General features: G+C 70.5%; 23 protein-coding genes and 1 pseudogene. 13 read left to right on the top strand and 11 right to left on the bottom strand.

Features of this window, described 5'->3' with window-relative positions:
• Nucleotides 1–296 (top strand): annotated as a pseudogene (locus ACI2L1_RS39770) (hypothetical protein); the annotation flags it as partial.
• Nucleotides 297–350: 54 nt separating this feature from the next.
• Nucleotides 351–767, top strand: coding sequence for an acyl-CoA thioesterase (locus ACI2L1_RS39765; RefSeq protein ID WP_404744330.1), 417 nt, complete (start codon nucleotides 351–353; stop codon nucleotides 765–767).
• Between the two features lies 1 nt (nucleotide 768).
• Here ACI2L1_RS39765 and ACI2L1_RS39760 read toward each other — a convergent pair whose 3' ends face one another.
• A complete protein-coding gene (locus ACI2L1_RS39760) occupies nucleotides 769–1164 on the bottom strand; it encodes a winged helix-turn-helix transcriptional regulator (protein WP_404744329.1) in 396 nt (131 codons plus the stop codon).
• Between the two features lie 109 nt (nucleotides 1165–1273).
• On the opposite strand from ACI2L1_RS39760, the gene ACI2L1_RS39755 reads away from it, so the two are divergent.
• From ACI2L1_RS39755 to ACI2L1_RS39745, 3 genes are all read left to right on the top strand, one after another.
• Entirely contained in the window at nucleotides 1274–2716 is a 1443-nt protein-coding gene (locus ACI2L1_RS39755; protein WP_404744328.1) for an MFS transporter, read from the top strand.
• Between the two features lie 177 nt (nucleotides 2717–2893).
• Entirely contained in the window at nucleotides 2894–3580 is a 687-nt protein-coding gene (locus tag ACI2L1_RS39750; protein WP_404744327.1) for a 2-phosphosulfolactate phosphatase, read from the top strand.
• A gap of 81 nt (nucleotides 3581–3661) precedes the next feature.
• Nucleotides 3662–4471: a chitosanase gene (locus tag ACI2L1_RS39745; RefSeq protein WP_404744326.1), complete on the top strand. Its 810-nt coding sequence runs from the start codon at nucleotides 3662–3664 to the stop codon at nucleotides 4469–4471.
• Here the strand turns inward: ACI2L1_RS39745 and ACI2L1_RS39740 are convergent.
• The 7 genes from ACI2L1_RS39740 to ACI2L1_RS39710 form a co-directional block, all read right to left on the bottom strand.
• Entirely contained in the window at nucleotides 4456–5877 is a 1422-nt protein-coding gene (locus ACI2L1_RS39740) for a nucleobase:cation symporter-2 family protein (protein ID WP_404744325.1), read from the bottom strand. The genes ACI2L1_RS39745 and ACI2L1_RS39740 overlap by 16 nt on opposite strands.
• A 164-nt stretch (nucleotides 5878–6041) precedes the next feature.
• Nucleotides 6042–7418 carry an 8-oxoguanine deaminase gene (locus ACI2L1_RS39735; protein ID WP_404744324.1) on the bottom strand — a complete coding sequence of 459 codons (1377 nt, stop codon included), beginning with the start codon at nucleotides 7416–7418 and terminating at the stop codon, nucleotides 6042–6044.
• A gap of 10 nt (nucleotides 7419–7428) precedes the next feature.
• Nucleotides 7429–8334 (bottom strand): factor-independent urate hydroxylase, encoded by a 906-nt coding sequence (gene pucL / locus ACI2L1_RS39730; RefSeq protein WP_404744323.1) that lies wholly within the window; start codon nucleotides 8332–8334, stop codon nucleotides 7429–7431.
• Nucleotides 8335–8340: 6 nt separating this feature from the next.
• Nucleotides 8341–8736, bottom strand: coding sequence for a hydroxyisourate hydrolase (gene uraH, locus ACI2L1_RS39725; RefSeq protein ID WP_404744322.1), 396 nt, complete (start codon nucleotides 8734–8736; stop codon nucleotides 8341–8343).
• A 2-nt stretch (nucleotides 8737–8738) separates the two neighbouring features.
• Nucleotides 8739–9251: a 2-oxo-4-hydroxy-4-carboxy-5-ureidoimidazoline decarboxylase gene (gene uraD, locus ACI2L1_RS39720; protein ID WP_404744321.1), complete on the bottom strand. Its 513-nt coding sequence runs from the start codon at nucleotides 9249–9251 to the stop codon at nucleotides 8739–8741.
• A gap of 84 nt (nucleotides 9252–9335) precedes the next feature.
• Nucleotides 9336–9644 (bottom strand): helix-turn-helix domain-containing protein, encoded by a 309-nt coding sequence (locus ACI2L1_RS39715; protein ID WP_404744335.1) that lies wholly within the window; start codon nucleotides 9642–9644, stop codon nucleotides 9336–9338.
• A 47-nt stretch (nucleotides 9645–9691) separates the two neighbouring features.
• Nucleotides 9692–9943 carry a hypothetical protein gene (locus ACI2L1_RS39710; RefSeq protein ID WP_404744320.1) on the bottom strand — a complete coding sequence of 84 codons (252 nt, stop codon included), beginning with the start codon at nucleotides 9941–9943 and terminating at the stop codon, nucleotides 9692–9694.
• 135 nt (nucleotides 9944–10078) lie between these two features.
• Between ACI2L1_RS39710 and ACI2L1_RS39705 the strand changes: the two genes are divergently transcribed.
• The 3 genes from ACI2L1_RS39705 to ACI2L1_RS39695 all read left to right on the top strand — a co-directional run bounded on the left by ACI2L1_RS39705 (nucleotide 10079) and on the right by ACI2L1_RS39695 (nucleotide 12862).
• On the top strand, nucleotides 10079–10900 hold the full coding sequence (locus tag ACI2L1_RS39705) for a TIM barrel protein (protein ID WP_404744319.1): 822 nt from the start codon (nucleotides 10079–10081) through the stop codon (nucleotides 10898–10900).
• A 25-nt stretch (nucleotides 10901–10925) separates the two neighbouring features.
• Nucleotides 10926–11819: a 2-hydroxy-3-oxopropionate reductase gene (locus tag ACI2L1_RS39700; protein WP_404744318.1), complete on the top strand. Its 894-nt coding sequence runs from the start codon at nucleotides 10926–10928 to the stop codon at nucleotides 11817–11819.
• Nucleotides 11820–12622: 803 nt separating this feature from the next.
• Complete coding sequence (locus tag ACI2L1_RS39695; RefSeq protein ID WP_404744317.1) at nucleotides 12623–12862, top strand: hypothetical protein; 240 nt, start codon at nucleotides 12623–12625, stop codon at nucleotides 12860–12862.
• Nucleotides 12863–13090: 228 nt separating this feature from the next.
• On the opposite strand, the gene gcl is transcribed toward ACI2L1_RS39695, so the two are convergent.
• Nucleotides 13091–14875, bottom strand: coding sequence for a glyoxylate carboligase (gcl, locus tag ACI2L1_RS39690; protein WP_404744316.1), 1785 nt, complete (start codon nucleotides 14873–14875; stop codon nucleotides 13091–13093).
• 156 nt (nucleotides 14876–15031) lie between these two features.
• Here gcl and ACI2L1_RS39685 point away from each other — a divergent pair, with 156 nt between their 5' ends.
• Together ACI2L1_RS39685 and ACI2L1_RS39680 are read left to right on the top strand one after the other, a co-directional pair.
• Nucleotides 15032–15721, top strand: coding sequence for a hypothetical protein (locus ACI2L1_RS39685; RefSeq protein ID WP_404744315.1), 690 nt, complete (start codon nucleotides 15032–15034; stop codon nucleotides 15719–15721).
• A gap of 133 nt (nucleotides 15722–15854) precedes the next feature.
• Nucleotides 15855–16358 carry a GNAT family N-acetyltransferase gene (locus ACI2L1_RS39680; protein WP_404744314.1) on the top strand — a complete coding sequence of 168 codons (504 nt, stop codon included), beginning with the start codon at nucleotides 15855–15857 and terminating at the stop codon, nucleotides 16356–16358.
• A 288-nt stretch (nucleotides 16359–16646) separates the two neighbouring features.
• On the opposite strand, the gene ACI2L1_RS39675 is transcribed toward ACI2L1_RS39680, so the two are convergent.
• On the bottom strand, nucleotides 16647–18233 hold the full coding sequence (locus ACI2L1_RS39675; RefSeq protein ID WP_404744313.1) for an AMP-binding protein: 1587 nt from the start codon (nucleotides 18231–18233) through the stop codon (nucleotides 16647–16649).
• On the bottom strand, nucleotides 18230–19897 hold the full coding sequence (locus tag ACI2L1_RS39670; RefSeq protein WP_404744312.1) for an AMP-binding protein: 1668 nt from the start codon (nucleotides 19895–19897) through the stop codon (nucleotides 18230–18232). Before ACI2L1_RS39670 ends, ACI2L1_RS39675 begins: the two co-directional genes overlap by 4 nt.
• 113 nt (nucleotides 19898–20010) lie before the next feature.
• On the opposite strand from ACI2L1_RS39670, the gene ACI2L1_RS39665 reads away from it, so the two are divergent.
• The 3 genes from ACI2L1_RS39665 to ACI2L1_RS39655 all read left to right on the top strand — a co-directional run bounded on the left by ACI2L1_RS39665 (nucleotide 20011) and on the right by ACI2L1_RS39655 (nucleotide 24826).
• Nucleotides 20011–20841 (top strand): response regulator transcription factor, encoded by an 831-nt coding sequence (locus tag ACI2L1_RS39665; protein ID WP_404744311.1) that lies wholly within the window; start codon nucleotides 20011–20013, stop codon nucleotides 20839–20841.
• 142 nt (nucleotides 20842–20983) lie between these two features.
• A complete protein-coding gene (locus ACI2L1_RS39660) occupies nucleotides 20984–23812 on the top strand; it encodes an AAA family ATPase (RefSeq protein WP_404744310.1) in 2829 nt (942 codons plus the stop codon).
• 222 nt (nucleotides 23813–24034) lie between these two features.
• Complete coding sequence (locus ACI2L1_RS39655; protein ID WP_404744309.1) at nucleotides 24035–24826, top strand: S1 family peptidase; 792 nt, start codon at nucleotides 24035–24037, stop codon at nucleotides 24824–24826.
• Nucleotides 24827–24890 lie beyond the last annotated feature (64 nt).

Here is a 24890-nt window from a genome sequence, read left to right as displayed (position 1 = left end):
GGATGACCAGTCCCGACGGGGCCACGGACCGGCCGTGCGGCTGGGAGCGCACGCATCTGGTGCAGGCGGCCGCACTCGCCCTGGAGGCGGCCGGACACACGCCGGAAGCGGGTGGCTCGCCCGGCTACCGGGTGCGCGCCACCCCGCAGCCGGAGGCCGTCGCCGTGCACGCGCCGGACCCCGGGGCGCTGCGGGCCTGCGCGACCACGCTGGAGCGGGCCGGCTGGCAGGTCGGCGAGTACACCGAACCACGGACCAGGGCCCGGTACCTGCTGGCCTCCCCGCGCCGCGTGTAGAGGGCACATGTCAGGATCGGGGCAGTAACTGCCGTGGCGCGAGAGGGGATTGACATGAGCGAGCCGTTTTCCGTACCGGTGACCGTCCGTGGGTACGAGACGGACGTGCAGGGCCATCTCAACCAGAGCGTGTACCTCAGCTACGCGGAGCACGCCCGCTGGTCGCTGCTCAGGGCCGCCGGAATCACCCAGGCAGGGCTCATCGGCAGCGGGGTGGGACCGGTGGCGCTGGAGACCACGATCCGCTACCGGCGGGAGCTGCTGGCGGGCGACGAGGTGGAGGTGAGCTGCTCCTTCGAGTGGAGCGAGGGCAAGACCTTCCGAGTACAGCAGACGATCCGCAAGAAGGACGGCACGGTGGCGGCCGAGATCACGGCGGTCGGCGGGTTGATGGACCTCAAGGAGCGGCGGCTGGTCCCGAACGCTGGCGAGGTCCTGAAGGGGCTGGCCTCGGACCCGAGCCTGTTGTAGGTCAGGCCGGTTCCGGCTCCCGCTCGTCGTCGTACTTGGCCCGCGCCTCGGCGATGTAGACCCTGTTGCCCTCGGCCCAGTCGGTCAGGCGTTGCAGGGTCTCGTGCAACTCCCGGGCGACCGGGGTGAGTTCGTACTCGACCCGGGGCGGCACCGTCGGGTGGACGGTGCGGATGACGAGGCCGTCGCGCTCCAGGTTGCGCAGGGTCAGGGTCAGCATGCGGCGGCTGATGCCCTCGATGCTGCGCTCCAACTCGGTGAAGCGGATGGGTCCGTGGGCGGCCGCGACAAGGATCTGCACGCTCCATTTGCCGGAGACCCTGTCAAGAACTTCGCGCACCGGGCACGCGTGCGCGTTCACGACCTGGACGGTAACACCGGTGTTCCTCTGGGACATCGGACTGCCTCCTTACACCGCTCTCCATGGTCACCGACGATGGGCCCCGTTACAAGTCGTGCACCTGGGCCACTTGTCGGAACCATGGAGAATCGGAGGCCACGTCATCATGACGGCCATCGTCGAGAACCCGACGCGAGCACCGCACCGAACCCACTCCCGCTGGACGGCCCTCGTCGTCCTGTGCGCGGGAACACTCATGACTGTCCTGGACGGCAACATCGTCACCGTCGCCATGCCGGCCATCCAGAACGACCTCGGGTTTTCGGGTACCGGGCTTGCCTGGGTGGTCAACGCCTATCTGATCCCCTTCGGCGGGTTGTTGCTGCTGGTGGGTCGGCTGGGTGACCTGGTCGGCCGCAAGCGGATGTTCGCGGCGGGGCTCGCCGCGTTCACGGCGGCGTCCGTGCTGTGCGGGGTGGCGACCAGCCAGGGAGTGCTGATCGCGGCGCGTGCCCTGCAGGGCGTGGGCGGGGCGATGACCTCGGCGGTGGTGCTCGGCATGCTGGTCGCCCTGTTCCCCGAGCCGCGTGAACAGGCCCGCGCCATCGCGGTGTTCAGCGCGGTCGGGGCGGCGGGCGGGGCGCTTGGCACGTTCCTCGGCGGCGCGTTGACCCAGGCCCTGAACTGGCACTGGATCTTCCTGATCAACCTGCCGATCGGAGTCGTGGCGCTGTGGGCGGCCGTCCGCGTGCTCGCCGCGGAGGACGGCGAGGGGCTCGGCCGGGGCGCGGACTATCCGGGGGCGGCGCTGGTCACGGGGGCGCTGATGCTGACGGTGTACGTGATCGTCGGCTCCGGCGACCGCGACCTTACCGCCACGCTCCTCCTTGCCGCTCTCGCCCTGACCCTGTTCATCGCGTTCACCCTGCGCCAGGGGCGTGCCGCCCGCCCGCTGCTGCGACTGCGGCTGTTCGGCTCCCGGCTGCTGTCGGGCGCGAACGCCGTCCAGATCCTGATGATCGCGACGATGTACGGCTTCCAGTTCCTCGGTGCGTTGTATGTCCAACGCGTGCTGGGCTTCGGTGAGTTGCTCACCGGTACGGCGTTCCTGCCGGCGCCGGTCGCGATCGGGGTGCTGATGCTGGGGCTGTCCGCGCGGACCATCGGCCGGTTCGGCGCGTACCGGGTGCTGCTGGCGGGGCTCGTTCTCATCGCCGCCGGGATGGCCCTGCTGAGCCGCGCCCCGGCCGACGGCTCGTATCTCGTGGACTTCCTTCCGGTCCTGCTGTTGCTGGCCACCGGGTTCGCGGCGGCGATGCCCGCGCTGACCGGGCTCGCGATGTCGGGTGCCCGGGAGGAAGACGCGGGGCTGGCGTCCGGGTTGTTCAACACCACGCAGGTGGTGGGGGGTTCGCTGGGGCTTGCGGTGCTGTCGGTGGTGGCGGCGAGCCGGACGGAGGGGTTGCTGGCGGGCGGGGCGGAGATGGTGTCGGCGACCGCGGAGGGGTATCAGTTGGCGTTCCGGGTGGGGGCCGGGGTTGCGGGGGTTGCGGTGGGGGTGGCTGCGGTGGTGTTGCGGCCGGGTGGGCGTGTGCGTGTGCGGGGGTAGGGCGCCTATGGATGTGCCTCGGTGTGTCGTCTTGCGGCTGCGGGTTGGTTGTGGCTGGTCGCGCCCACGCGGCGGAGCCGCACATCAGACAGAGCCCCGCGCCCCTACAGGGGCGCTGTCGGAACCCGAGGGAAAAGCCGTGGCCCGTTGGATGGGGCCTGCGCGATCATGACCTGAATGGACTCTCGTTTCCTCGCCATCGCTGATCTGGAACACACCGAAGCCCCCTCCGTCGCCGTCGTCGTCGACGTCATGCGTGCTTTCACCGTGACTGCCTGGGCCTTCACGCAGGGGGCGGAGGAGATCGTGCTTGCCGAGTCGCTCGACGAAGCCCTGGCCCTCAAGGCCCGTCACCCGGACTGGGTGGCGCTCAAGGACGGGCCGCCCGCGCCCGGGTTCGATGCCGTCAACTCCCCCGGGTTGCTGCGGTCCCTCGACCTCTCCGGACGGACCGTCGTGCAGAAGACCACCGCCGGGACGGTCGGAGCCCTCGCGGTCAGGGAGTCGCCGCTGGTGCTGTGCGCCAGTTTCGTGGTGGCCGAGGCGACGGCCCAGCTCCTGCGGACGCGCGGGAGTGAGCGTGTCACGTTCGTGGTCACCGGCGAGGACGGGCAGGCCGAGGAGGATCTGGCATGTGCTCAGTACATCGCCCGTAGGGCAACCGAGACCGGGACGGATGCCTCCGGGTTCCTCCGTCGTGCCGCCGAGTCACGTGCCGCCGCCGAACTGGCGGAAGGAGTGCGACAAGGAGTCCATCCTGACGACATCGCACTCTGCCTTGAGGTCGACCGGTTCCCCTTCGCCATGGTGGCGACCTTGGAGGGCTCCCTCATGGTCCTGCGCCCACACTCGTTTTCACAGTGACCTGCTACCGGCACCCCACGCCATTCCCAAGTTGGTGCGCAACTCTCAACTCCCCTTCACAGCGCCTGACTTGGAGACGACGTGGCCCTCCTGTCCAGAACAGCCGCCCGCCGCACACTGCTCGCCGCCCTCGGAGCCGGGGTGCTGAGCACCCAGTGGCCGTCCGCCGAGGCCGCGGACCCGACCGGGCTCGACGTCCCGGCCAAGAAGGACATCGCGATGCGGCTGGTGTCCAGCGCGGAGAACTCCTCGCTGGACTGGAAGGCGCAGTACACGTACATCGAGGACATCGGGGACGGCCGCGGCTACACAGCGGGCATCATCGGTTTCTGCTCCGGTACGAGCGACATGCTGGCGCTGGTCGAGCTCTACACGGAACGGGACTCCGACAATCCCCTTGCCCCCTACCTGCCCGCCCTGCGCGCGGTGGACGGCACCGACTCGCACGACGGACTGGACCCGGGCTTCCCGGCGGCCTGGCGGACGGCGGCGAAGACCTCCGCGTTCCGCACGGCACAGCGGGACGAGCGGGACCGCGTCTACTTCGACCCGGCCGTCGCGCGTGCCAAGAAGGACGGCCTCGGCACGCTCGGCCAGTTCGTCTACTACGACGCGATGGTCATGCACGGCCCCGGCACGGACACCCTGAGTTTCGGCGGTATCCGCAGCCGGGCCCGCAAGGCTTCGGCCACTCCCACGGACGGTGGCGACGAGACCGCGTACCTGCACGCCTTCCTGGACGCCCGGGTGTGGGCGATGAAGCAGGAGGTGGCGCACAGTGAGGTGAGCCGGGTCGAGACGGCCCAGCGGGTGTTCCTGGAGGCGGGCAACCTCGACCTGGACACACCTCTCAAGTGGCAGGTGTACGGGGACAGTTACGAGATCGACTGAGCGGGGACGGCCTCCATGGGGTGGGTGACGTCCTGCGCGTCCCTGCCCCTGCCGAGGTGGTTGAAGACCAGGTTGAGCAGCACCGCGGCCACGCAGCCCGTCGAGATCCCGGAGTCCAGGACGATCCGGGCCGTCTCGGGGAACGCGTGGTAGAACTCCGGCGCGGTGATCGGGATGATGCCGACCGCCAGTGACACGGCGACGATCAGGACGTTGTTGTCCTTCTCCAGACCGGCCTTGACCAGGGTCTGGATGCCGCTGGCCGCCACCGATCCGAACAGGACCACTCCCGCGCCGCCGAGCACGGGGCGCGGTACGACGGCGATGAGCGAGGCGGCCATGGGGCACAGGCCCATCAGCACCAGGAAGGCGCCGCCGGTGGCGACGACGTAGCGGCTGCGGATCCTCGTCATGGCGACCAGGCCGATGTTCTGGGCGAAGGCGCTGCACATGAAGCCGTTGAAGAGGGGGCTGAGTGCCGAGCCGAGGGTGTCGGCGCGCAGGCCGGCCGCGATGGTCCGCTCGTCGGCGGGGCGCTCGACGATCTCGCCCAACGCCAGCATGTCCGCGGTCGATTCGGTCATCGAGACCACCATCACCACGCACATGGAGAGGACCGCGGCGAGCTGGAACTGCGGGGCACCGAAGTGGAACGGGGTCGGGAAGCCGACCACGGCCGCGTCGGCGACCGGTCCGAAGTCCGTGGCGCCGAAGGGGATCGCGAGGAGCGTGCCGACCACCAGGCCCAGCAGCACCGCGACTTGCTTGACGAACCCGCGGGTGAAACGCCGTAGGAGGAGCACGATCAGGAGAGTTGCCGCCGCCAGGCCCAGGTTGGTCGTCGAACCGTAGTCGTCTGCGGCGGGGTTGGGGCCCTGGGCCCAGCCGAAGGCGACCGGCAGGAGCGAGACGCCTATCAGGGTGATGACGGTCCCGGTGACGACCGGCGGGAAGAAGCGGATCGCCTTGCTGAAGAAGGGGGCGGCGAGGAAGCCGAGCAGCCCCGCGACGATCACCGCGCCGAAGATGACGGGCAGGGCGTCGGACCTGTCGTCCGTGGAGGCGACGATCGCGGTCATGGGGGCGACACCGGCGAAGGTGACGCCGTTGACGAAGGGCAGCCGGGCGCCGATCCTCCAGATGCCGAGGGTCTGCAGGAAGGTGGCCAGGCCCGCGGTGAACAGACAGGCGCCGGTGAGGAAGGTGAGGTCGGTGGCGGTCAGGCCGATGGCCGCGCCGACGATCAGAGGTGGGGCGACGACTCCGGCGTACATGGCGGCCACGTGCTGGAGACCGGTGGTCGCCATCTTCAGGGCGGGGAGTTTCTCGTCGACTGGGTGGACTGACACTGCGGCTCGCCTCCGGGCGGTTACACGGCCGCGCAAGGGCGGTGCCGTGGGTTTCATGGAGGTGGTGCGCGGCCGTGCGGGACCGAGGACGGGGACCGTTCCGGGGCGCGTGCGTCCAACACGCGCCCCGGGCACGGCCGCCGTGGAACCCGGAACAAGGGGTCCACGGCTGCCGGTCGGGAGCCGTCCCTCCCGACCGGAGATCAAGTGCCGTACGAGAGTCAGTGACCGGCGATCCGCGCCAGCCGCTGTGCCTGCTCCCGCGTCGAGCGGGCGATGGCGTCCTCGTCGACGTGCAGCAGGCGGCCGTTCTCCACGATCTGACGGCCGTTCACGAAGGAGGCCGTGACCGGCGCCGCCGCGCCGAAGACCAGCGCGGTCACCGGGTCGGCGATGGAGGCGTGGGCGAGGGTGTCCAGCTTCCACAGCACCAGGTCGGCGAGCTTGCCCGCCTCCAGGGAACCGGTCTCGGCGGCACGGCCCAGGACCTGGGCACCGCCGTACGTGCCCAGACGCAGGGCCTGACGGGAGTTCAGTGCCGCTTCCCGGTGCGCCCCGAGGCGGTTGATGAGCAGGGCGTTGCGCAGCTCGGTGTGGAGTTCACCGGACTCGTTGGACGCCGTACCGTCGACGCCGAGACCGACCGGGACACCGGCCGCGAGCATGTCGGGGACCCTCGCGATACCCGCCGCCAGACGGGCATTTGACGACGGGCAGTGGGCGACGCCGGTCTTCGTCCGGGCGAAGGCGGCGATGTCGGAGTCGTTCATGTGGACGCAGTGCGCCATCCACACGTCCTCGCCGAGCCAGCCGGTGGACTCGAAGTAGTCGGTCGGGCCCATGCCGAAGAGTTCCTTGCAGAACTGCTCCTCCTCCACGGTCTCCGAACCGTGGGTGTGCAGCCGCACACCGAGGCGGCGGGCCAACTCGGCTCCCTGGCGCAGGAGTTCGGTGGAGACGGAGAACGGCGAGCAGGGCGCGACGGCGACCTGGGTCATCGCGTCGAAGGAGGAGTCGTGATGCTCCTTGACGGTGGCCTCGGTGGCGGCGAGGGCGTCTTCGAGGGTCTCGACGGCGAAGTCCGGGGGCAGACCGCCGTCCTTCTCGCTGCGGTCCATGGAGCCGCGGGCGAGGGTGAAGCGGACGCCCGTCTCGCGGGCGGCGCGGATGATCACGCCGGACAGGTCGCCGGAACCGGCGGGGAAGACGTAGTGGTGGTCCATCGCGGTGGTGACACCGCCGCGGGCCATCATCGCCAGGGAGCCCTGGGCGGCCGAGTAGACCATCTGCTCGTCGATGCGCGCCCAGGTCGGGTACAGGGCGACGAGCCAGTTGAAGAGGTTGTGGTCGGTGGCGAGACCCCGGGTGATCCACTGGTAGTAGTGGTGATGGGTGTTGACCAGGCCGGGGGTCACCAGGTGACCGGTGGCGTCGATCCGGCGCTCGACGTTCTCCAGGCCGTCGGGGGCCCGGCCCGCGCCGAGCGACTCGATGCGGTTGCCGGCGAGGACCACATGGCCGTTCGCGTACTCGGTGTCATGCGCGTCGACGGTCGCGATCGAACAGTTCTCGATCACGATGCGCTGAACTGCTGCCATGGTGCGCCCCTCAGAGGTTCGTCAGGTCGGCTGGGATCTTCGCCTCACGCCCGTCCCGCAGGACGGTGGCCTCGATCAGGCCGTAGGGCCGGTCGGCCGCGAAGTACACAGCGCCGTCCTCGGTGGCGTTCTTCAGCCCGAACGGCTCCAGATCCACCAGGAAGTGATGCTTGTTCGGCAGCGAGAATCGCACCTCGTCGATCTCACCGCGGTTCTCGATGATCCGCGAACCCATCCGGTACAGGGTCTGCTGGAGCGAGAGCGAGTACGTCTCCGCGAAGGCCCTCAGCAGGTGCTCCTTGACCTGGGCGTACGACTCCTCCCAGGCCGGCATCGGCTCGGCCTCGTCGGTCCAGTTGAAGCGCCAGCGGCCGGAGACCTCGGTGGCCAGGATGCGGTCGTACGCCTCGGGGAGCGTCGTGTACTTGTCCTTGACGTAGCCCCAGAACTCGGAGTCCGTCGAGTTCATGACGGTCAGGTCCTTCAGCCCGGAGACGACCTCCCACGACGAGCCGTCGTACGTGATCTGGGCGAGCCGGGTCTCCTGGCCCTGCCGGACGAACGAGTGCTCGCCCTTGCCCGCGCTCTCGATCCGCTCCCAGGCGTATTCCTCGATGCGGATGCGGGCGGTCCTGATCGGCTCCTGGCTCGTCACGAAGTGCCGGGCGAGATGGATGCCGAACTGCTCGGCGGACTCGATGCCGTGCTCCTTGGCGAAGGCGTACACCGTGTTCTTGGTGGTGTCCGTCGGCAGGACGTTGGCGTTGGAGCCGGAGTAGTGCACCTCGTCCATGTCTCCGCTCAGGGACACGGAGACGTTGAGGTCCTTGATGTGGTGGGTGGCGCCGTCCCGCGTGATCTTGACGACTCGGTTCTCGGCCTTGCCGTACTGGTTCTGTCCCAGAATGGTGGGCATCTCTAGCTAGCTCCCTCGATATACGGAGTAGCCGAACGGGTTGAGCAGCAGCGGTACGTGATAGTGCTCTCCGGGCCGCACAGCGAAGGTGATCGCCACCTCCGGGAAGAACACTCCGGCACCGCTGTCCCGATTCGCGGGGGCGTCCTGCTGCGCATCGGCTTGCTTCTTCAAGAAGTACGGTTCGACCTCGAAGTCGAGCCGTACGTGGGTGGTCCCCTCCGGCAGTGCCGGCAGGTCCTTGCACCGCCCGTCCGCGTCGGTCGCGGAGCCTCCGAGCGTCTGCCAGTCCGCATCGCGGCCGCTGCGAGCCGTGAGCCGGACGGCGACTCCCCCGGCGGGGCGGCCGACGCTGGTGTCCAGGATGTGTGTGGACACCGAGGCGGTGGTGCTCGTACTCATGGTCAGGCGTCCTCTTCGACGATGCGGGCGAGCCGGATACGGTTGATCTTGCCCAGCTCGGTGCGGACGATCTCGCGTTCCCGCTCCGGCGCGTTGCCGATCCGCTCCTTGACCGCGTCGCGCATCTGCTCACCGGTGCGACCGGTCGCGCAGATCAGGAAGACATGGCCGAACCTCTCCTGGTAGGCCAGGTTCAGTTCGAGCATCTCCGCCTTGAGCTCGTCGGAAGCCCCGGCCATACCACGCTGTTCGCGGGCCGAGGTCGGGTCGCCCGGCTTGGGGCGGCCGATCGGCGGGTGACCGGACATCGCCTCGGCGAGGTCGTCGGCGGTCAGCTCGGCCGTGGCGGTGTCGCTGATGGTGTAGAGGTCGTCCGCGGTCGCGTAGGGGCGGGCGGCGAGCAGACGCCGAGCCCACGCCGTGGAGGCGCACGCCTCAAGAAGGACCGCGTGGGCCGCGTGCTCCTCCAGGGCGTTGAACCGGGCCAGGCCGGGGGGCATGGAAGTCGAAGTCACGGGAGTCAGCTAACGCCCCCACGCGACATCACGTCAACACTTTGTTGAAAATTCGGGGTTACGGAACCCGCCCGGGCTCGTTCCCTACGATTTGTCCCGGTTCAGATAGTTGTAGACCGTGAAGCGGCTCACCCCGAGCGCGCTCGCCACGGTCTCCACGCCGTGCCGTACGGAGAAGGCGCCGCGCGCCTCCAGCATCCGTACGACCTCCTGCTTGGCCTTGCGGTCCAGGTCCGCGAGCGGTCTGCCCTTCTTCCGCTCCATGGCGGCCAGGATGTGATCGAGGGAGTCCGCGAGCTGCGGCAGTCGTACGGCGACCACGTCGGCGCCCTCCCAGGAGAGCACGACGTCGTCGGGGCCGGCCTCGTCCGGCGGGAGCATCTCGCCGCCCATGGCGTCGACCAGGGGCTTGACCGCCGCGATGAACGGCTCGTCGCCGGTCACTCGCCACCCTCTCCGATCACATTGAGCTGGAGCGAGATCCGGGTGGCACCGGAGGCCAGGGTCTTGCGCAGCAGGGCGTCCACGGCGGTGAGCATCTCGTCGGCGCCGCCCTCCGCCGTGTTGCCGAACGGGCCGACGTCCACCGCGTCCAGCTCGGCCGCCTCGATGACCTCGCGGGCCACGAGCGCGTGGGCCGGGGCCTCGTCGAGATCGAAGGGCTCGGTCGTGAACTCCACTCTCAATCGCACGCGCACAACCTAACGCGCGGTGCCGTTTTCCGCCGAGCCCTCTTGACAACCCCTTCGACCCGACGGCAATCTTCCAATAAGCAGAAACTAACTTCCACATACCGGAACAATCGACACGGAAGGGGGCTCCGCGACATGGGATTCGCAGAGCAGCGCTTCAACGTCAACCTGTCGATCCTCTTCACGGAACTCCCGCTCCTGGAGCGCCCGGCGGCAGCCGCCGCGGCCGGTTTCACCGCGGTCGAGCTGTGGTGGCCCTGGATCGACACCCCCACCCCCGATCGGTCCGAGCTCGACGCGCTGAAGCAGGCGATCGAGGATGCGGGCGTCCAGCTCACGGGCCTGAACTTCTACGCCGGCGAGTTGCCCGGCCCCGACCGCGGCGCCCTGTCGATCCCGGGCGAGGAGTCCGAGCGGTTCCGCGCCAACATCGACGTGGCCGCCGACTTCGCCGACTCGCTCGGCGCCACGGCACTCAACGCCCTGTACGGCAACCGCGTCGACGGCGTGGACCCGGCCGAGCAGGACGCGCTCGCGCTGGAGAACCTGGTCCTCGCGGCCCGCGCGGCCGACCGGATCGGCGCGATCCTCCTGATCGAGGCCCTCAACAAGCCGGAGTCCCCACGGTACCCACTGGTGAGCGCGCCCGCGGCGGTGGGGGTCGTCGACAAGGTCAACAACGCGACCGGCCTCGGCAACGCGCGCTTCCTCATGGACCTCTACCACCTGTCCATGAACGGCGAGGACCTGCCGGTGGTGATCGAGGAGTTCGCCCCGAAGACCGGCCATGTCCAGATCGCCGACAACCCGGGCCGTGGCGCTCCGGGAACCGGCTCGCTGCCCCTCGAAGACCTCCTCGACCAGCTGAAGAAGGCGGGTTACGACGGCTGGGTCGGCCTCGAGTACAAGCCGGGCGACCGCCCGAGCGCCGAGGCCTTCGACTGGCTGTCCCGCTGACCCCTTCAGGAAAGGCACCCCCATCATGAGCAACGCACTTCCCAGGATCGCCTGGATAGGCCTCGGCATCATGGGCTCCCCCATGTCCGAGAATCTCGTCAAGGCGGGTTACGACGTCACCGGCTTCACCCTGGAGCAGGACAAGCTGGACCGCCTGGCCGCCGCCGGGGGCACGGCCGCCGGTTCGATCGCCGAGGCCGTGCGGGACGCCGACGTGATCATCACGATGGTTCCGGCGTCTCCGCAGGTCGAGGCCATCGCGTACGGCCCCGAGGGCATCCTGGCCCACGCCCGCTCCGGCGCCCTGCTGATCGACATGTCCTCGATCACTCCGCAGACCTCGGTCGACCTGGCGAAGGCCGCCAAGGACAAGGGCATTCGCGTCCTGGACGCTCCCGTGTCCGGCGGCGAGGCGGGCGCCGTCGAGGCCGTGCTGTCCATCATGGTCGGCGGTGAGCAGGCCGACTTCGACGAGGCCGAGCCGATCTTCGAGGCGCTCGGCAAGACCATCGTGCTGTGCGGGCCGCACGGCTCCGGCCAGACGGTGAAGGCCGCGAACCAGCTCATCGTCGCCGTGAACATCCAGGCGTGCGCCGAGGCCGTGGTCTTCCTGGAGAAGTCGGGCGTGGACCTGAAGGCCGCGCTGGACGTCCTGAACGGCGGCCTCGCCGGCTCGACCGTGCTGACCCGCAAGAAGGACAACTTCCTCCGGCGCGACTTCAAGCCGGGCTTCCGGATCGACCTGCACCACAAGGACATGGGCATCGTCACCGACGCCGCCCGCAACGTCGGCGCGGCGCTGCCGGTGGGCGCCGTGGTCGCCCAGCTGGTCGCGAGCCTGCGTGCGCAGGGCGACGGGGGCCTCGACCACTCGGCACTGCTGCGGGCCGTGGAGCGCCTGTCCGGCGCCCGGGTCTGACACCCCCCGAAGACTCCGGGCGGCGCCACCGCTGACATCTGTCCCGTCGCGCCCAGGCGGTGTCGCCGCCCGGAACCATCCGGGGATTCCGGTGCGCACGGCTACTTCGAGGTCACGGACGACATCACGGGATTCACCTGCGCCGACTTCCGTGGCCTCGCGGGTCAAGTTCTGTACGGACCCCAGAACTCGTACGACAGACCCGCGGAGAGCGGCCGTGCCCGGTCCGTGCCCCCGGCGGCCTCTCCCGGGTCTCCCGGGTCTCCCGGGTCTCCCGCGACGACGTGATCGACAAGAACCTCGCGCACTTCCACGCCGCGGACCCCGAATACGGCCGGCGCGTGGCGGAGGCGGGCCACGCCCTGGGTGAGGGCTGAGACTCCCTGACCGCACGCGAAGTGCCCGGCAACCCGGATGAGGGGTGGTCGCCCGGTGCCGGTGCGGGCAGGGGGAGGACCGCGGCGGTGGGCGAGCCAGTGCGGTGGTGAAGGTGCCGGACCCTCCTTCTTCGACCTGAGGGAAGGGGCGCGTGCCGGTTCCGTCGCCGCCGCCGCGGTCCCGACGGCTTGTCCGCGGTGTCGTCATGAGGCACCGCTGTTCTTCGGGTGCTCTCCCGCAGGACACCGTTCCAGGGCCGTGGGGCTCGGACACCGTGAGCGCGGTCGTCGGGGCCCCACGACCCTGTGTCATGGGCCCGGTCGCCCGGGAAGGCCGGTCGGTCCCGGTCGGCGGGAATACAGGCAAGCCCGGCGGAACGGCCCTGTCGGGGTGCGGATCGGGGCGGATCGCAGGAGGCTGAAGGCATGGCAGCGCATCCGACAGAACAGCCGCATGTGGTGGTGCACGCCCCGGCCCTGGACGGCTCCCGGCGGGTCACCGTGGACGACGAGAGCCTCGGCGTCGCCTCGCATCTGGACGACGTCGTCGAACTGCTCAGGCTCGCCGATCTCGACCGGATCGAGGTCGAGGACGACGACATCGTGGAGTGGCAGGGCGGCGGTCCCGACGACTGGCCGGGGCTCTCCGAGCACCATGAGCAGTGAGCCGGTGTACGGCACCGGTCGTATGCCTGCTAGGGAATCCTCAAATCAACCTCTGAACATGGTTCAAGGGGCTTCAACCCGCCCCTGCCTCGGGCACATTCTCATCACGTGAGGCCCGCCGGCACGGGGGCGGCGGGCCCCGCGACGGGGGACGGCTACGGGGGAGCCGGGCACAGGAGAGGGCGGTCCGACCATCACGGTGGGGCCGCCCTTCATCTGTGCGCGGGGTCAGACCCTGAGCGGCCTGATCGACGTCGGCGCATGGGCCGGCTCTGTCGCGATCTCCTCGAACTCGACCACGTTGCCTATGTCGTTGGTCGTGGACATCGAGATGTTGGTGACGCGTTCCAGGATGGCCTCGACGACGACCGGGACCCGGAACTCGGCGGCGAGCTTCTTGGCCTGGTCGAGGGCCGCGCCCAGGTCCGCCGGGTCCGTCACCCGGATCGCCTTGCAGCCGAGGCCCTCGGCGACCTTGACGTGGTCGACGCCGTAGACGCCCAGTTCCGGGGAGTTGACGTTCTCGAACTCCAGGTTGACCTGGAAGTCGATGTCGAAGGCGCGCTGGGCCTGGCGGATCAGGCCCAGGTAGGAGTTGTTCACGAGGACGTGGATGTACGGGATCCGGTGCTGGGCCCCGACGGCCAACTCCTCCATCATGAACTGGAAGTCGTAGTCGCCGGACAGGGCGACCACCTGTGCCTCCGGGTCGGCCTTCGCGACGCCCAGCGCGGCCGGGACGGTCCAGCCGAGCGGGCCCGCCTGGCCGCAGTTGATCCAGTGGCGGGGCCTGAAGACATGCAGCATCTGGGCGCCGGCGATCTGGGAGAGGCCGATCGTGGAGACGTACCGGGTCTCCGGTCCGAAGGCCTTGTTCATCTCCTCGTAGACGCGCTGCGGCTTGATCGGGATGTCGTCGAAGTGCGTACGGCGCTGGAGCGTCGCCTTCTTCTCCTGCGCCGCGGCCGCCCACGCCGAGCGGTCGGGAAGCCGGCCCGCCGCCTTCAACTCCCTCGCCACCTCGACGAAGAGGGCCAGTGCCGCCCTGGCGTCCGACGCGATGCCGTAGTCCGGCGCGAAGATCCTGCCGATCTGGGTGGGCTCGACGTCGATGTGGACGAACCTCCGGCCGGCCGTGTAGACGTCCAGTTTGCCGGTGTGGCGGTTGGCCCAGCGGTTGCCGATACCGAGGACGAAGTCGGACTCCAGGAAGGTCGCGTTGCCGTAGCGGTGTGAGGTCTGCAGGCCGACCATGCCGGCGTTCAGCTCGTGGTCGTCGGGCAGCACACCCCAGCCCATGAGGGTCGGGACCACCGGGATTCCGGTCAACTCGGCGAACTCGACGAGGAGTTCGGCCGCGTCGGCGTTGATGACACCGCCGCCGGCGACGATCAGGGGGCGCTCGGAGGCGTTCAGCATCCCGATCGCCTTCTCGATCTGCGCGCGGCTCGCGGCCGGCTTGTAGACCGGGAGCGGCTCGTAGGTCTCCGGGTCGAACTCGATCTCCGTCAGCTGGACGTCGATCGGCAGGTCGACCAAGACCGGGCCGGGGCGGCCGGAGCGCATGAGGTGGAAGGCCTGCTGAAAGACGCCGGGGACCTGGGCGGCCTCCAGGACGGTGACCGCCATCTTCGTCACCGGCCCCGCGATGGAGGCGATGTCGACGGCCTGGAAGTCCTCCTTGTGGATCACGGCGGTCGGGGCCTGGCCCGTGATGCACAGGATCGGGATGGAGTCGCCGGTCGCGGAGTAGAGGCCGGTGATCATGTCGGTGCCGGCGGGTCCTGAGGTGCCGATACAGACGCCGATGTTGCCCGGGTGGGTGCGGGTGTAGCCCTCGGCCATGTGCGAGGCGCCCTCTATATGGCGGGCGAGGGTGTGGTGGATGCCCCCGGATGCCTTGAGCGCCGCATAGAAGGGGTTGATCGCCGCGCCGGGCACGCCGAACGCGTCCGCGACACCTTCGCGCTTGAGGATCTCAACTGCCGCGCGGGCAGCGGTCATTCGAGCCATCGAGTACTCCTGTCGGATGCGTACTCCCGTCGCGCCCCGCCGCGAGCACTTCCGTATTACGGAATAAGTTTTCTACTATCTGGAAGCAATGTAGGTGGGTGCGTGAAGACCGTCAAGAGGCGGACAACCGGGCGGGTACTGGAGGACGATGTGGCCATGTCCGAGAGCGTGTCGGTGCGCTGTCCGGTCTGCCGGCGCGAGCACCTCTACGCGGCGCCGTCGTACCCCTGCACGTGCGGCGCCCCGGTCCACCCGCCGCTGGACCGGCACGGCGCGCCCATGGCCGTCACCCACCAGGTGTGGGACGAGGCGTGGGTCGCCGTGGAGTGCGCGGTCTGCGGCCACAAGGCCGAGTGGCCGCAGCCGGAGCTGGGCTGCGCCTGCGGGACGGTGCTGCGTATTCCGGTGTCCGGAGGCCAGGATCCCGCCCCGGGCGTGGAGCCGGGCGCGGGTGACCCCGCTCCCCCGCGCCGCACCTTCCAGCCGATCACGATCCGCACCGCGCGCGACGCGGTCACCGTCGCGGCGCTGTATCTGCGCTGGCTCGGCTACCAGGACATCCGGCGTGCGGACCAGCGGCCCCCGTCCGGCATCAGTCTCGCCGCGCGCGGCCTGCTGGCCCAGGTGGACCCGACCGTGCGGCCGGCCTCGCCTCGGGACGTGGAGTGCCTGTGGCTGACGGCCATGACGGAGTCCGCGCACTGCGTCTACTTCTCACTGGCCGGCTACACCACCGAGGCCCGCACCCGGGCCGACTCCCTCGGCGTCCCCCTGTTCGTCCTGGACCTGACGGGCACACCTCAGCCGGTGAACGGCCTGGCCGACGAGCTGGGGGCGCAGACATAGGCCGACGGCGGCTCGGGGCGACCGGGCAGCGTAGACGGCTGGGGGCGACCGGGCAGGGGTACCTCAGGACGGGCGCGTCGCCTGTCGCCTGTCATCCCCACACTCAACGCAGCCCCACCCGCATACTCGCCGCATGGAGATCCGCCACCCCACCGCCACCGAACTCCCGGCCCTCCAGGCCATCGAGCGCGCCGCAGGCGCCCCTTTCCGGGCGCTCGGCATGGCGGCGGTCGCCGATGACGACCCGCCCGCCCTGGAGGTCCTGGAGGGCTACCGCCGGGCCGGACGTGCCTGGGTGACCGCCGACGAGGAGGACCGGCCGGTCGCCTACCTGATCGCGGAGCCCGTCGACGGCGCCCTGCACATCGAGCAGGTCTCGGTGCACCCGGACTTCGCGCACCGCCGTATCGGCCGGGCCCTCCTCGCCCACGCAGCCGACCACGCACGCGAGGAGGGGCTGGCCGGTCTCACACTGACCACTTTCACCGACGTCCCGTGGAACGCCCCGTACTACGAGCGTCTGGGCTTCCGTGTCCTGGCCGAACCCGAAGTCACCCCGGGCCTCCGCACGATCCGCGCCCACGAAGCACAGCTCGGCCTCGACGCCTGGCCCCGGGTCTGCATGCGCCGCGACTAGGCCTGTCCGGCGGTTCGACTGCGGAAACTGTGCTGGTAGGCCGAGTCGAGCGGGGTCGTGAGGGTCCCCCGCGCGAAGCGAAGCCGAGAGTGGGGGAGCGTGCAGCTGCAAGGCGAAGGGGCCGGTCGATCAGCCGGTACGGCGGCGGACGACGCGATGGGGGTCCCCCGCGCGAGGTTGTTCGAGCGTGAGGGAGTCGGCGACCGACGACAAAGCTGCTGGGGGCACGCCCTCCCCCGGGGGGGGGTGCCAGGCCCCGCGACGCCTGCAGGATCCGCCGGACGGGGCCTAGCCGCGGCCGTACATCTCCCGCAGCTCGATCTTGCGCACCTTCCCGGACACCGTCATCGGGAAGGACTCCAGGATCCGCAGCCGGCTCGGGATCTTGTAGTGGGCCAGCCGCCCGTCGCAGAAGGCGCGCAGTTCCTCCAGGGTCGGCGGGTGCGCCGGGTCGCGCGGGATGACGCAGGCCAGGACCTCCTCGCCGTAGTGTTCCTGCGGCACGCCGACGACCTGGACGTCCGCGATCTTCGGATGGGTGTAGAGGAACTCCTCGATCTCGCGCGGGTAGATGTTCTCGCCACCCCGGATGATCATGTCCTTGATGCGGCCGACGATCTCGACGTAGCCGTCCTCGCGCATCATCGCGAGGTCGCCCGTGTGCATCCAGCGCCCCGAGTCGACGGACTCCGCCGTCTTCTCGGGTTCGTTCCAGTAGCCGAGCATCACGCTGTAGCCGCGGGTGCACAACTCCCCCGCGCTGCCCCGGGGTTGGGTGACCCCGGTGGCCGGGTCGACGACCTTGACCTCGATGTGCGGCAGGACACGGCCGACCGTGCCGGTACGGTGCTCCAGGTCGTCGCCCCTGCGGGTCTGCAGCGACACCGGGGACGTCTCGGTCATGCCGTAGCAGATGGAGACCTCCGCCATGTGCATCTCGGCGACCACCCGCTTCATCACCTCCACCGGGCAGGGCGAGCCCGCCATGATGCCGGTACGCAGCGAAGAGAGGTCGTAGGTCTCGAAGTCGGGGAGGTTGAGCTCCGCGATGAACATGGTCGGGACGCCGTAGAGCGAGGTGCAGCGCTCCTGTTGGACCGCCCGCAGGGTCGCCGCCGGGTCGAAGGAGGGGGCCGGGATGACCACACAGGCGCCGTGCGAGGTCGCTGCCAGATTGCCCATCACCATGCCGAAGCAGTGGTAGAAGGGCACGGGGACGCACACCCGGTCCTGCTCGCTGTAGTCAATCAACTCACCCACGAAATAACCGTTGTTGAGGATGTTGTGATGGGAGAGGGTCGCCCCCTTGGGGAAGCCCGTCGTGCCCGAGGTGTACTGGATGTTGATCGGGTCGTCGCAGGACAGCTCGGGGTACGTCACCTCAGGGCTCCCGCGCCCCAGCAACTCCTCCCAGCCCGGGTCGCCGATGTACACGACCTTCCGCAACTCCCGGCATCTGCCCCGCACTTCGTCGACCATCGCCCGGTAGTCGCTGGTCTTGTGGCTGAGCGAGGCGAACAGGAGGGAGATCCCCGCCTGGTTGAGGACGTACTCCAACTCGTGTGTGCGGTACGCCGGGTTGATGTTCACCATGACCGCGCCGATGCGCGCGGTGGCGTACTGCACGAGCACCCACTCGGGGCAGTTGACCGCCCAGATCCCCACCCGGTCGCCCTTGGCCACCCCGGAGGCGAGCAGCGCGGACGCCAACCGGTCGACGTCGGCGCCGAACCGGGCGTAGGTCCACCGTCGTCCGGACGGCATGTCGACGAGCGCCTCCCGCTCAGGCCAGGTGGCCACCGCCCGGTCCAGGTTGGCACCGATGGTGTCGCCGAGGAGCGAAGTCCCGCTGGTTCCATGGGTGTACGAGTTCACCGGAAGTCCTCCTCGCGGTACTCCGCGTCCGACCCCGCCGCCGTCGCCTCACGCAGCTCGATCCGCCGGATCTTGCCGGACACGGTCTTGGGCAGCTCCGCGAACTCCAGGCGCCGGACGCGCTTGTACGGCGCCAGCGCTTCCCGGGAGTGTTCGAAGAGCACCTTCGCGGTGTCGGGGCCGGGCTCCCAGCCCTCCGCCAGCACGACGTACGCCTTCGGGACCGCGAGCCGCAGCTCGTCCGGCGCGGGCACGACGGCCGCCTCGGCCACCGCCTCGTGCTCAAGGAGCGCGCTCTCCAGCTCGAAGGGGCTGATCTTGTAGTCGGAGGCCTTGAAGACGTCGTCACTGCGGCCGATGTAGGTCAGGTAGCCGTCCGTGTCCCGCGAGGCCACGTCCCCGGTCCGGTAGTAGCCGCCGGCCATCGCCTCCGCCGTGCGGTCCGGGTCGCCGTGGTAGCCGGTCATCAGGCCAACCGGCCGGGCCGACAGGTCCAGCGCGATCTCGCCCTCGGCGGCGCCGGGCGCACCCGACACCGGGTCGAGGAGCTCCACCTCGTAGCCGGGGCTCGGGCGGCCCATGGAGCCGGTCTTCAGCACCTGTCCCGGGCTGTTGGAGACCTGCACGGCGGTTTCGGTCTGGCCGAAGCCGTCCCGGATGGTGACGCCCCAGGCCCGTCGGACCTGCTCGATGACCTCGGGGTTCAGGGGCTCCCCGGCCGCGACCACCTCTCGCGGCGGTGTGCGCAGCTGGGTCAGGTCGGCCTGGATGAGCATGCGCCACACGGTCGGCGGGGCGCAGAAGGTCGTCACCCCCGCGCGGTCCATCTCCGCCATCAGTCGGCCCGCGTCGAAGCGTGTGTAGTTGTGGATGAAGACGGTCGCCTCGGCGTTCCACGGCGCGAACAGATTGGACCAGGCGTGCTTGGCCCAGCCGGGCGAGGAGATGTTCAGGTGCACGTCGCCGGGCTTGAGGCCGATCCAGTACATGGTCGCCAGATGCCCGATCGGGTACGAGGTGTGCGTGTGCTCGACGAGCTTGGGGCGGGCCGTCGTACCTGAGGTGAAGTACAGCATCAGCGGGTCGTCGGCGAGGGTGGGGCCGTCGGGCAGGAACTCCTCGGGGGCGGCGTACGCGTCCTCGTACGGCTGCCAGCCCTCCGGTACGCCGCCGACGGCGGTACGGGTGTAGTCGCCGGGCACCTCGTCGAACTTGCCGGCGTCCTCGGCCCGCACCAGGACGTGCCCCACCCGGCCGCGCTCGACGCGGTCGCGCAGGTCGGCGGGGCCCAGCAGCGGGGTCGCCGGAATGACGACGGCCCGCAGCTTCATAGCGGCGAGGGCGGTCTCCCAGAGCTCGGCCTGGTTGCCCAGCATGACCAGGATGCGGTCCTCGGCCTCCACTCCTCGCTCGCGCAGCAGGTTGGCGACCCGGTTGGAGCGTTCCGCCATCTCGGCGAAGGTCAGCCGGACCTCGCCGCCGTCCTCCTCGACGATGTGCAGGGCGATGCGGTCGTTGCCCTCTGCGATGGCGTCGAACCAGTCGAGCGCCCAGTTGAAGTGCTGCGGGCGGGGCCAGGCGAAGCCCTCGTACGCCGTGGTGTAGTCCTCGCGGTGCTGCAGCAGGAAGTCCCGCGCCCCGCGGAAGTCCTCGGTCGCCGTCATTTGTCCTCCTCGTGCCGGACCATTGCCGGGCGGCTCTCTGCCATCGTGTAATCCGTGATGCAGGTCTCACTACCCCCGAACGGGGGTGTGTGCCGCGGTGAAGGGGCGAACAGGTGACGGTGGATGCGGCCGGTGCGGTGGAGATCCGGCGTGCGCTCGTGCGGCTGCGGCGCGGCACGGGGCTTCCGGTCGCGTTCGGCGGTCTGGTGGAGCCCGGCCGGCCGCGGATCCGGATCAGTGAACTGAGCGGTACGAACACCGCCTCGCTCCTCGCGCTCGCGGTGACCTCGGGCAACGGCCTCGGCGGCAAGGCCGTCGCGCTGGCCCGCCCGTGCGCTGTGGCGGACTACTCGGTGTCCCGGCAGATCAGCCACGAGTACGACACCGCCGTCGCCGCCGAAGGCCTGCGCGCGGTGCTGGCCGTGCCGGTGGTGGTACGGCGCCGGGTGCGGGGTGTGCTGTACGGCGCCCTGCGCGACGCCCGCCCGCTGGGCGACCGCACGCTGACGGCGGCGGTGGACGCGGCGCGGGACGTGGAGCAGGCGCTGGCCGTCGGTGACGAGGCGCGGGACGTGCTGGTGGCGGCGCGGGCCGAGCCGCGGCGCGGTGACACCGCCGCCCGGGAGCAGGTCCGGGAGGCGCACGCGGCGCTGCGGGCGTTGGCCCCGCGGATCACCGACCCCGCGCTGCGCGCCGAGCTGCTCGACGCCTGCGCGCTTCTGACCCCCGGTCCCGTGCCTTCGTCAGGCGTCTCTTTGACACCGCGTGAACTGGACGTTCTGGCCTGTGTGGCGGCCGGTGCGACCAACGCCGTGGCCGCGGCCAGGCTGGGCGTGACCGCCGAGACGGTCAAGGCGTACCTGCGGTCGGCCATGCGGAGACTGGGGGCCAGGACCCGGGGCGAGGCGGTGGCCGCCGCTCTCAGGGCGGGGCTCCTCCCGTAACATCCGTAGACATCTCATTCACGTGCGGGTGCTTTGAATTTCTTGATGCGGAACCGGTTGTTATTTCCCTCACCACCAGTTCCCTCCGAATTTCAAAGCACCCTGCCTAATATTGGCCAGGACACGACATGGGAGGGGAGCGGTGACCGTGCCACGCGACTTCCAGGAGCCCGCCAGATGCCGCCCCGACCTGGTCATCGGCCGGGACGACCTGTTCGGCCAGGCCCGCGACCAGCTGGCCCGCGGCGGCAGCGTGCTCCTGCACGGCCCCGCCGGAATAGGAAAGTCGACCGTCCTGCGGGCGCTGACCGCGGAATGCGGCGAATCGGTCCGTACCGTGTTGCGCTGCTCGGCCACCGAGTCGGAATCCCACCTCCCCTTCCTGGCCCTGGCCGACCTCTTCGGCCTGGTCCTGGACGACATCTCCGACAAGCTGCCCGCCGCCCAGCGCACGGCGCTCGAATCCGCGCTGACCGGACGCGGCGAGTCCACCCTCCAGCGCGACGGCCTCGCCCTGCGCCTGGCCGTGCTGTCGGCGCTGCGCGCCCTCGCCGCCGAGGGTCCGGTGCTGGTCGTCGCTGACGACGTGCAGTGGCTGGACCCCGCGAGCCTGGAACTGCTCGGTTTCGCCGCCCGCCGGCTCGGTGACATCCCGGTGCGGATGCTGTGCGCGGTCCGGACCGACGGTCCTGAGTACGACCGCCATCTACGCGCGTTGCCGCCGGACAGTCTCGCCGTCCGTTTCCATCCGCTCACCCGCGCCCAGGTGGCCGCGCTGCTCGACCACCGCGGCTACACCGGCCTGCAGCGCTCCACCGTCCGGGACATCCACCGCACCAGCGGCGGCAACCCGTTCTACGCCCTGGAACTCGGCCGCGCGCTCACCGAGAACCCGACCCCGCCCCGCCCCGGCGAGCCGCTGCCTGTGCCCACCTCGCTGCGGGCCCTGGTGCTGAGCCGGCTGCAGATGCTGTCCGAGGAGGCCCGCCACACCCTCCTGGTGGCGAGCGCGGGCGCCCGCCCCACCCCGGCCCTGCTGCACGCGGCCGGCCGGAGTGACGCCGAGGCCGAGATGGCCCAGGCGGCCGCGCTGGGCCTGCTGGCGACGGAGGCCGAGGGGCCCGCCGTACGCTTCGCGCATCCGCTGATCTCGGCCGCCCTGTACGCGGAGGCCCCCGCGCAGGAACGGCGGGACGCGCACCGGGCGCTGTCCACGGCCGCCTCCGACCCCATCGAGCGCGCCCGCCATCTGGCCCTCGCCACCACCGGCACCGACCCGGAGGTGGCGGCCCGGCTCGCCGAGGCCGCGGCCCTGGCCCGGGACCGGGGCGCGCCCTCGATGGCCGCCTCCCTCGGACTGCTGTCGGCCCGGCACACCCCGGCCGACAGCGTGCCGGCTCCGGACGTACGGCGGCTCGCGGCGGCCGAGGACGCGATCACCGCCGGCGAGCTGGACCTCGCCCGGGACATCGCCCAGGACGTGCTCACCCGGGCGACCGTGCCCGCGGACCGGGTGCGGGCCTGGATCATCGTGATCGACACCGCGGGCCACGCCATGACGGAGGTCGACGCGGTCTTCCCGCAGGCGCTGACCGACGCGGGCGACGACCCCAAGCTGCTGTCCCTGATCCACTATCAGCTCGCCTGGCGGGCCCTGCTCGTGGACGGCGACTTCGACCGGGCCCGGGAGGAGGCCGCGCACGCCGCGGCACTGGCCGCCCGGGCCGGTGACCGCTACAACGAGCTGATGGCGCTTGCCCTGCAGGCCCAGCTGGAGACCCTCATGGGTCACCGTGACGCCCCCGCGACCATCAAACGCGCCCTGAAGGAGCCTCAGGACCCGCGGGTGGCATGCCATCACAACGGCGCCGGGTACTCCCGCTTCCGCTGGCTGATCATGAGCGACCAGCTGCCCGAGGCCCGCGCGACGGTCACCGCGCTGCTGCGCGAGGTGCGGCGGCGCGGGTCGGTCGAGAGCGAGGTGCACTTCCTGCGCGGGGTGGCCGAGACCGAGCTGCGCTCCGGGCACTGCGGGCGGGCGCTCGACCTGGCCCGGGAGAGCCTGATGATGGCCCGGGACACCGGGATCGGCGAGGTGGCCTCGGCCGTGCTCGCCTCGCTCGCGGAGGCCTCGGGCGGCCAGGTCGAGCGCGCCCTGGACCTGGCCCGGGAGGCGGTCGACCACGCCGAGGAGAACGGCGACCAGATGTACGAGTCCCGGGGCCTGGCCGCCCTCGGATACGCGCAGCTCGTCGCCGGGGACGCGCAGGCGGCGGTGCGTTCGCTGCGCCGGGTGCGCGAGCTGGAGCACGGGCTCGGCATCACCGACCCGGCACGCGGGCGCTGGCAGGGCGACCTCGCCGAGGCCCTCGTACGGATCGGGGAGACCGGGGAGGCACAGGACGTCATCGACGTCACGCGGGTGAACGCACTCAGGCTGGGCCGGGAGAGCGTGCTCGCGGTGCTGGACCGGGCCGAGGCACTGGTGCGGGCGGCGCGGGGTGAACACGAAGCCGCGCTCGACCGGTTGACGTCGGTTCAGGACCGTCTCGCCAAACTGGGCCACGGCCTGGAGGAGGCCCGGGCCGCGTTCGCCCTGGCCCAGCTGCGCACCCGGCGGCCCGGTCCGACGTCGTACGACGAGGCGGCCCGCCTCTTCAGGCGCTGCCGTGCGCTGCCCTGGCTGCGTCAGGTGGAGGCGGCCGCGCTGACCCGGCCGACGGAACCTGCGGCCGCCCCCGTGGCCGCGCCGGGCGGTCTGGACGGCCTGGACGGTCTCGAAGGGCTCGCCTCGATGGAGCGTCAGGTGGCCGCGCTCGTCATGGAGGGCGCCACCAACCGGGAGATAGCCGCGCGGCTGTACATCAGCGTGAAGACGGTCGAGGCGACCCTCACCCGGGTCTACCGCAAGCTGGGGATCCGATCCCGGGTGGACATCGTCAGACTGGCGGCAGGGCGCCGCGCGCCTTGAGTACTGCCCAGGTCTGCCGCCCCAGGGGGGTTCACGAGGGCCGACCGAGGGTTTTCCCTGCCCAACTCCCTTAGGGGGTTCCCTCATTGGGAAGGGGAACTTCCACGTTCTAGCTTATGAACGTGCCGCTCGCCGGGCATACGGGGGTCGGTCCCGCGACCCCCGTGTACCAACCCCCACACCCGCGCGAACCCCCACCGGCAACCCTGAGGAGACTCACTGATGTTCGGGCTCACCCGTGCGAAGAAGGCCGCCGCCGTCGCCGCGGCGACCACCGCCGCTGCCGCCACCGCGCTTCTCGGCGCCCCCGGCGCCGTCGCCGCTCCCCAGCCCATCGTCGGCGGTACGACGACCACGACGACCTCGTACCCGTTCATGATGCAGATCACGGACGCCTCGCAGAACCAGTTCTGCGGCGGCACCCTGGTCTCCGCGACCAAGGTCGTCACCGCGGCCCACTGCATGGTCGGCGAGACCACCAGCAGCGTGAGAGTCGTCGGCGGCCGCACCTACCTCAACGGCACCAACGGCACGGTCAGCAGAGTCAGCAAGATCTGGATCAACCCGGACTACACGGACGCCACCAACGGCGACGACGTGGCCGTTCTGACGCTGTCGACGTCAATGCCGTACACCACGGCGTCGTACGTCTCCTCGTCCCAGACCAGCGTGTACGCGGCCGGCACCACGGCCCGCATCCTGGGCTGGGGCACCACCTCGGAGAGCGGCAGTTCCTCCAACCAGCTGCGGACCGCGACCGTTCCGATCGTGTCCAACTCCAGCTGTGCCAGTTCCTACGGCTCCGACTTCGTCGCGAGCGACATGGTTTGCGCCGGATACACATCCGGCGGCGTAGACACCTGCCAGGGCGACAGCGGCGGTCCCCTGCTCATCGGGGGCGTCCTGGCAGGGATCACTTCCTGGGGAGAGGGCTGTGCGGAGGCGGGTTACCCGGGTGTCTACACCCGGCTGACCACCTTCTCCAGCCTGGTGACCGCGCAGGTCAACTCGTAGGTCCCCAGCGGTTCTCCTGAGCATCCCTCAGGTGCGAGACCAGGGGGCGGGGGGGGGGGGCCCC

The organism is Streptomyces sp. NPDC019531, from assembly GCF_044903305.1.
Taxonomy (GTDB): Bacteria; Actinomycetota; Actinomycetes; order Streptomycetales; family Streptomycetaceae; genus Streptomyces.
This window is presented reverse-complemented; position numbering and strand designations above follow the sequence as displayed.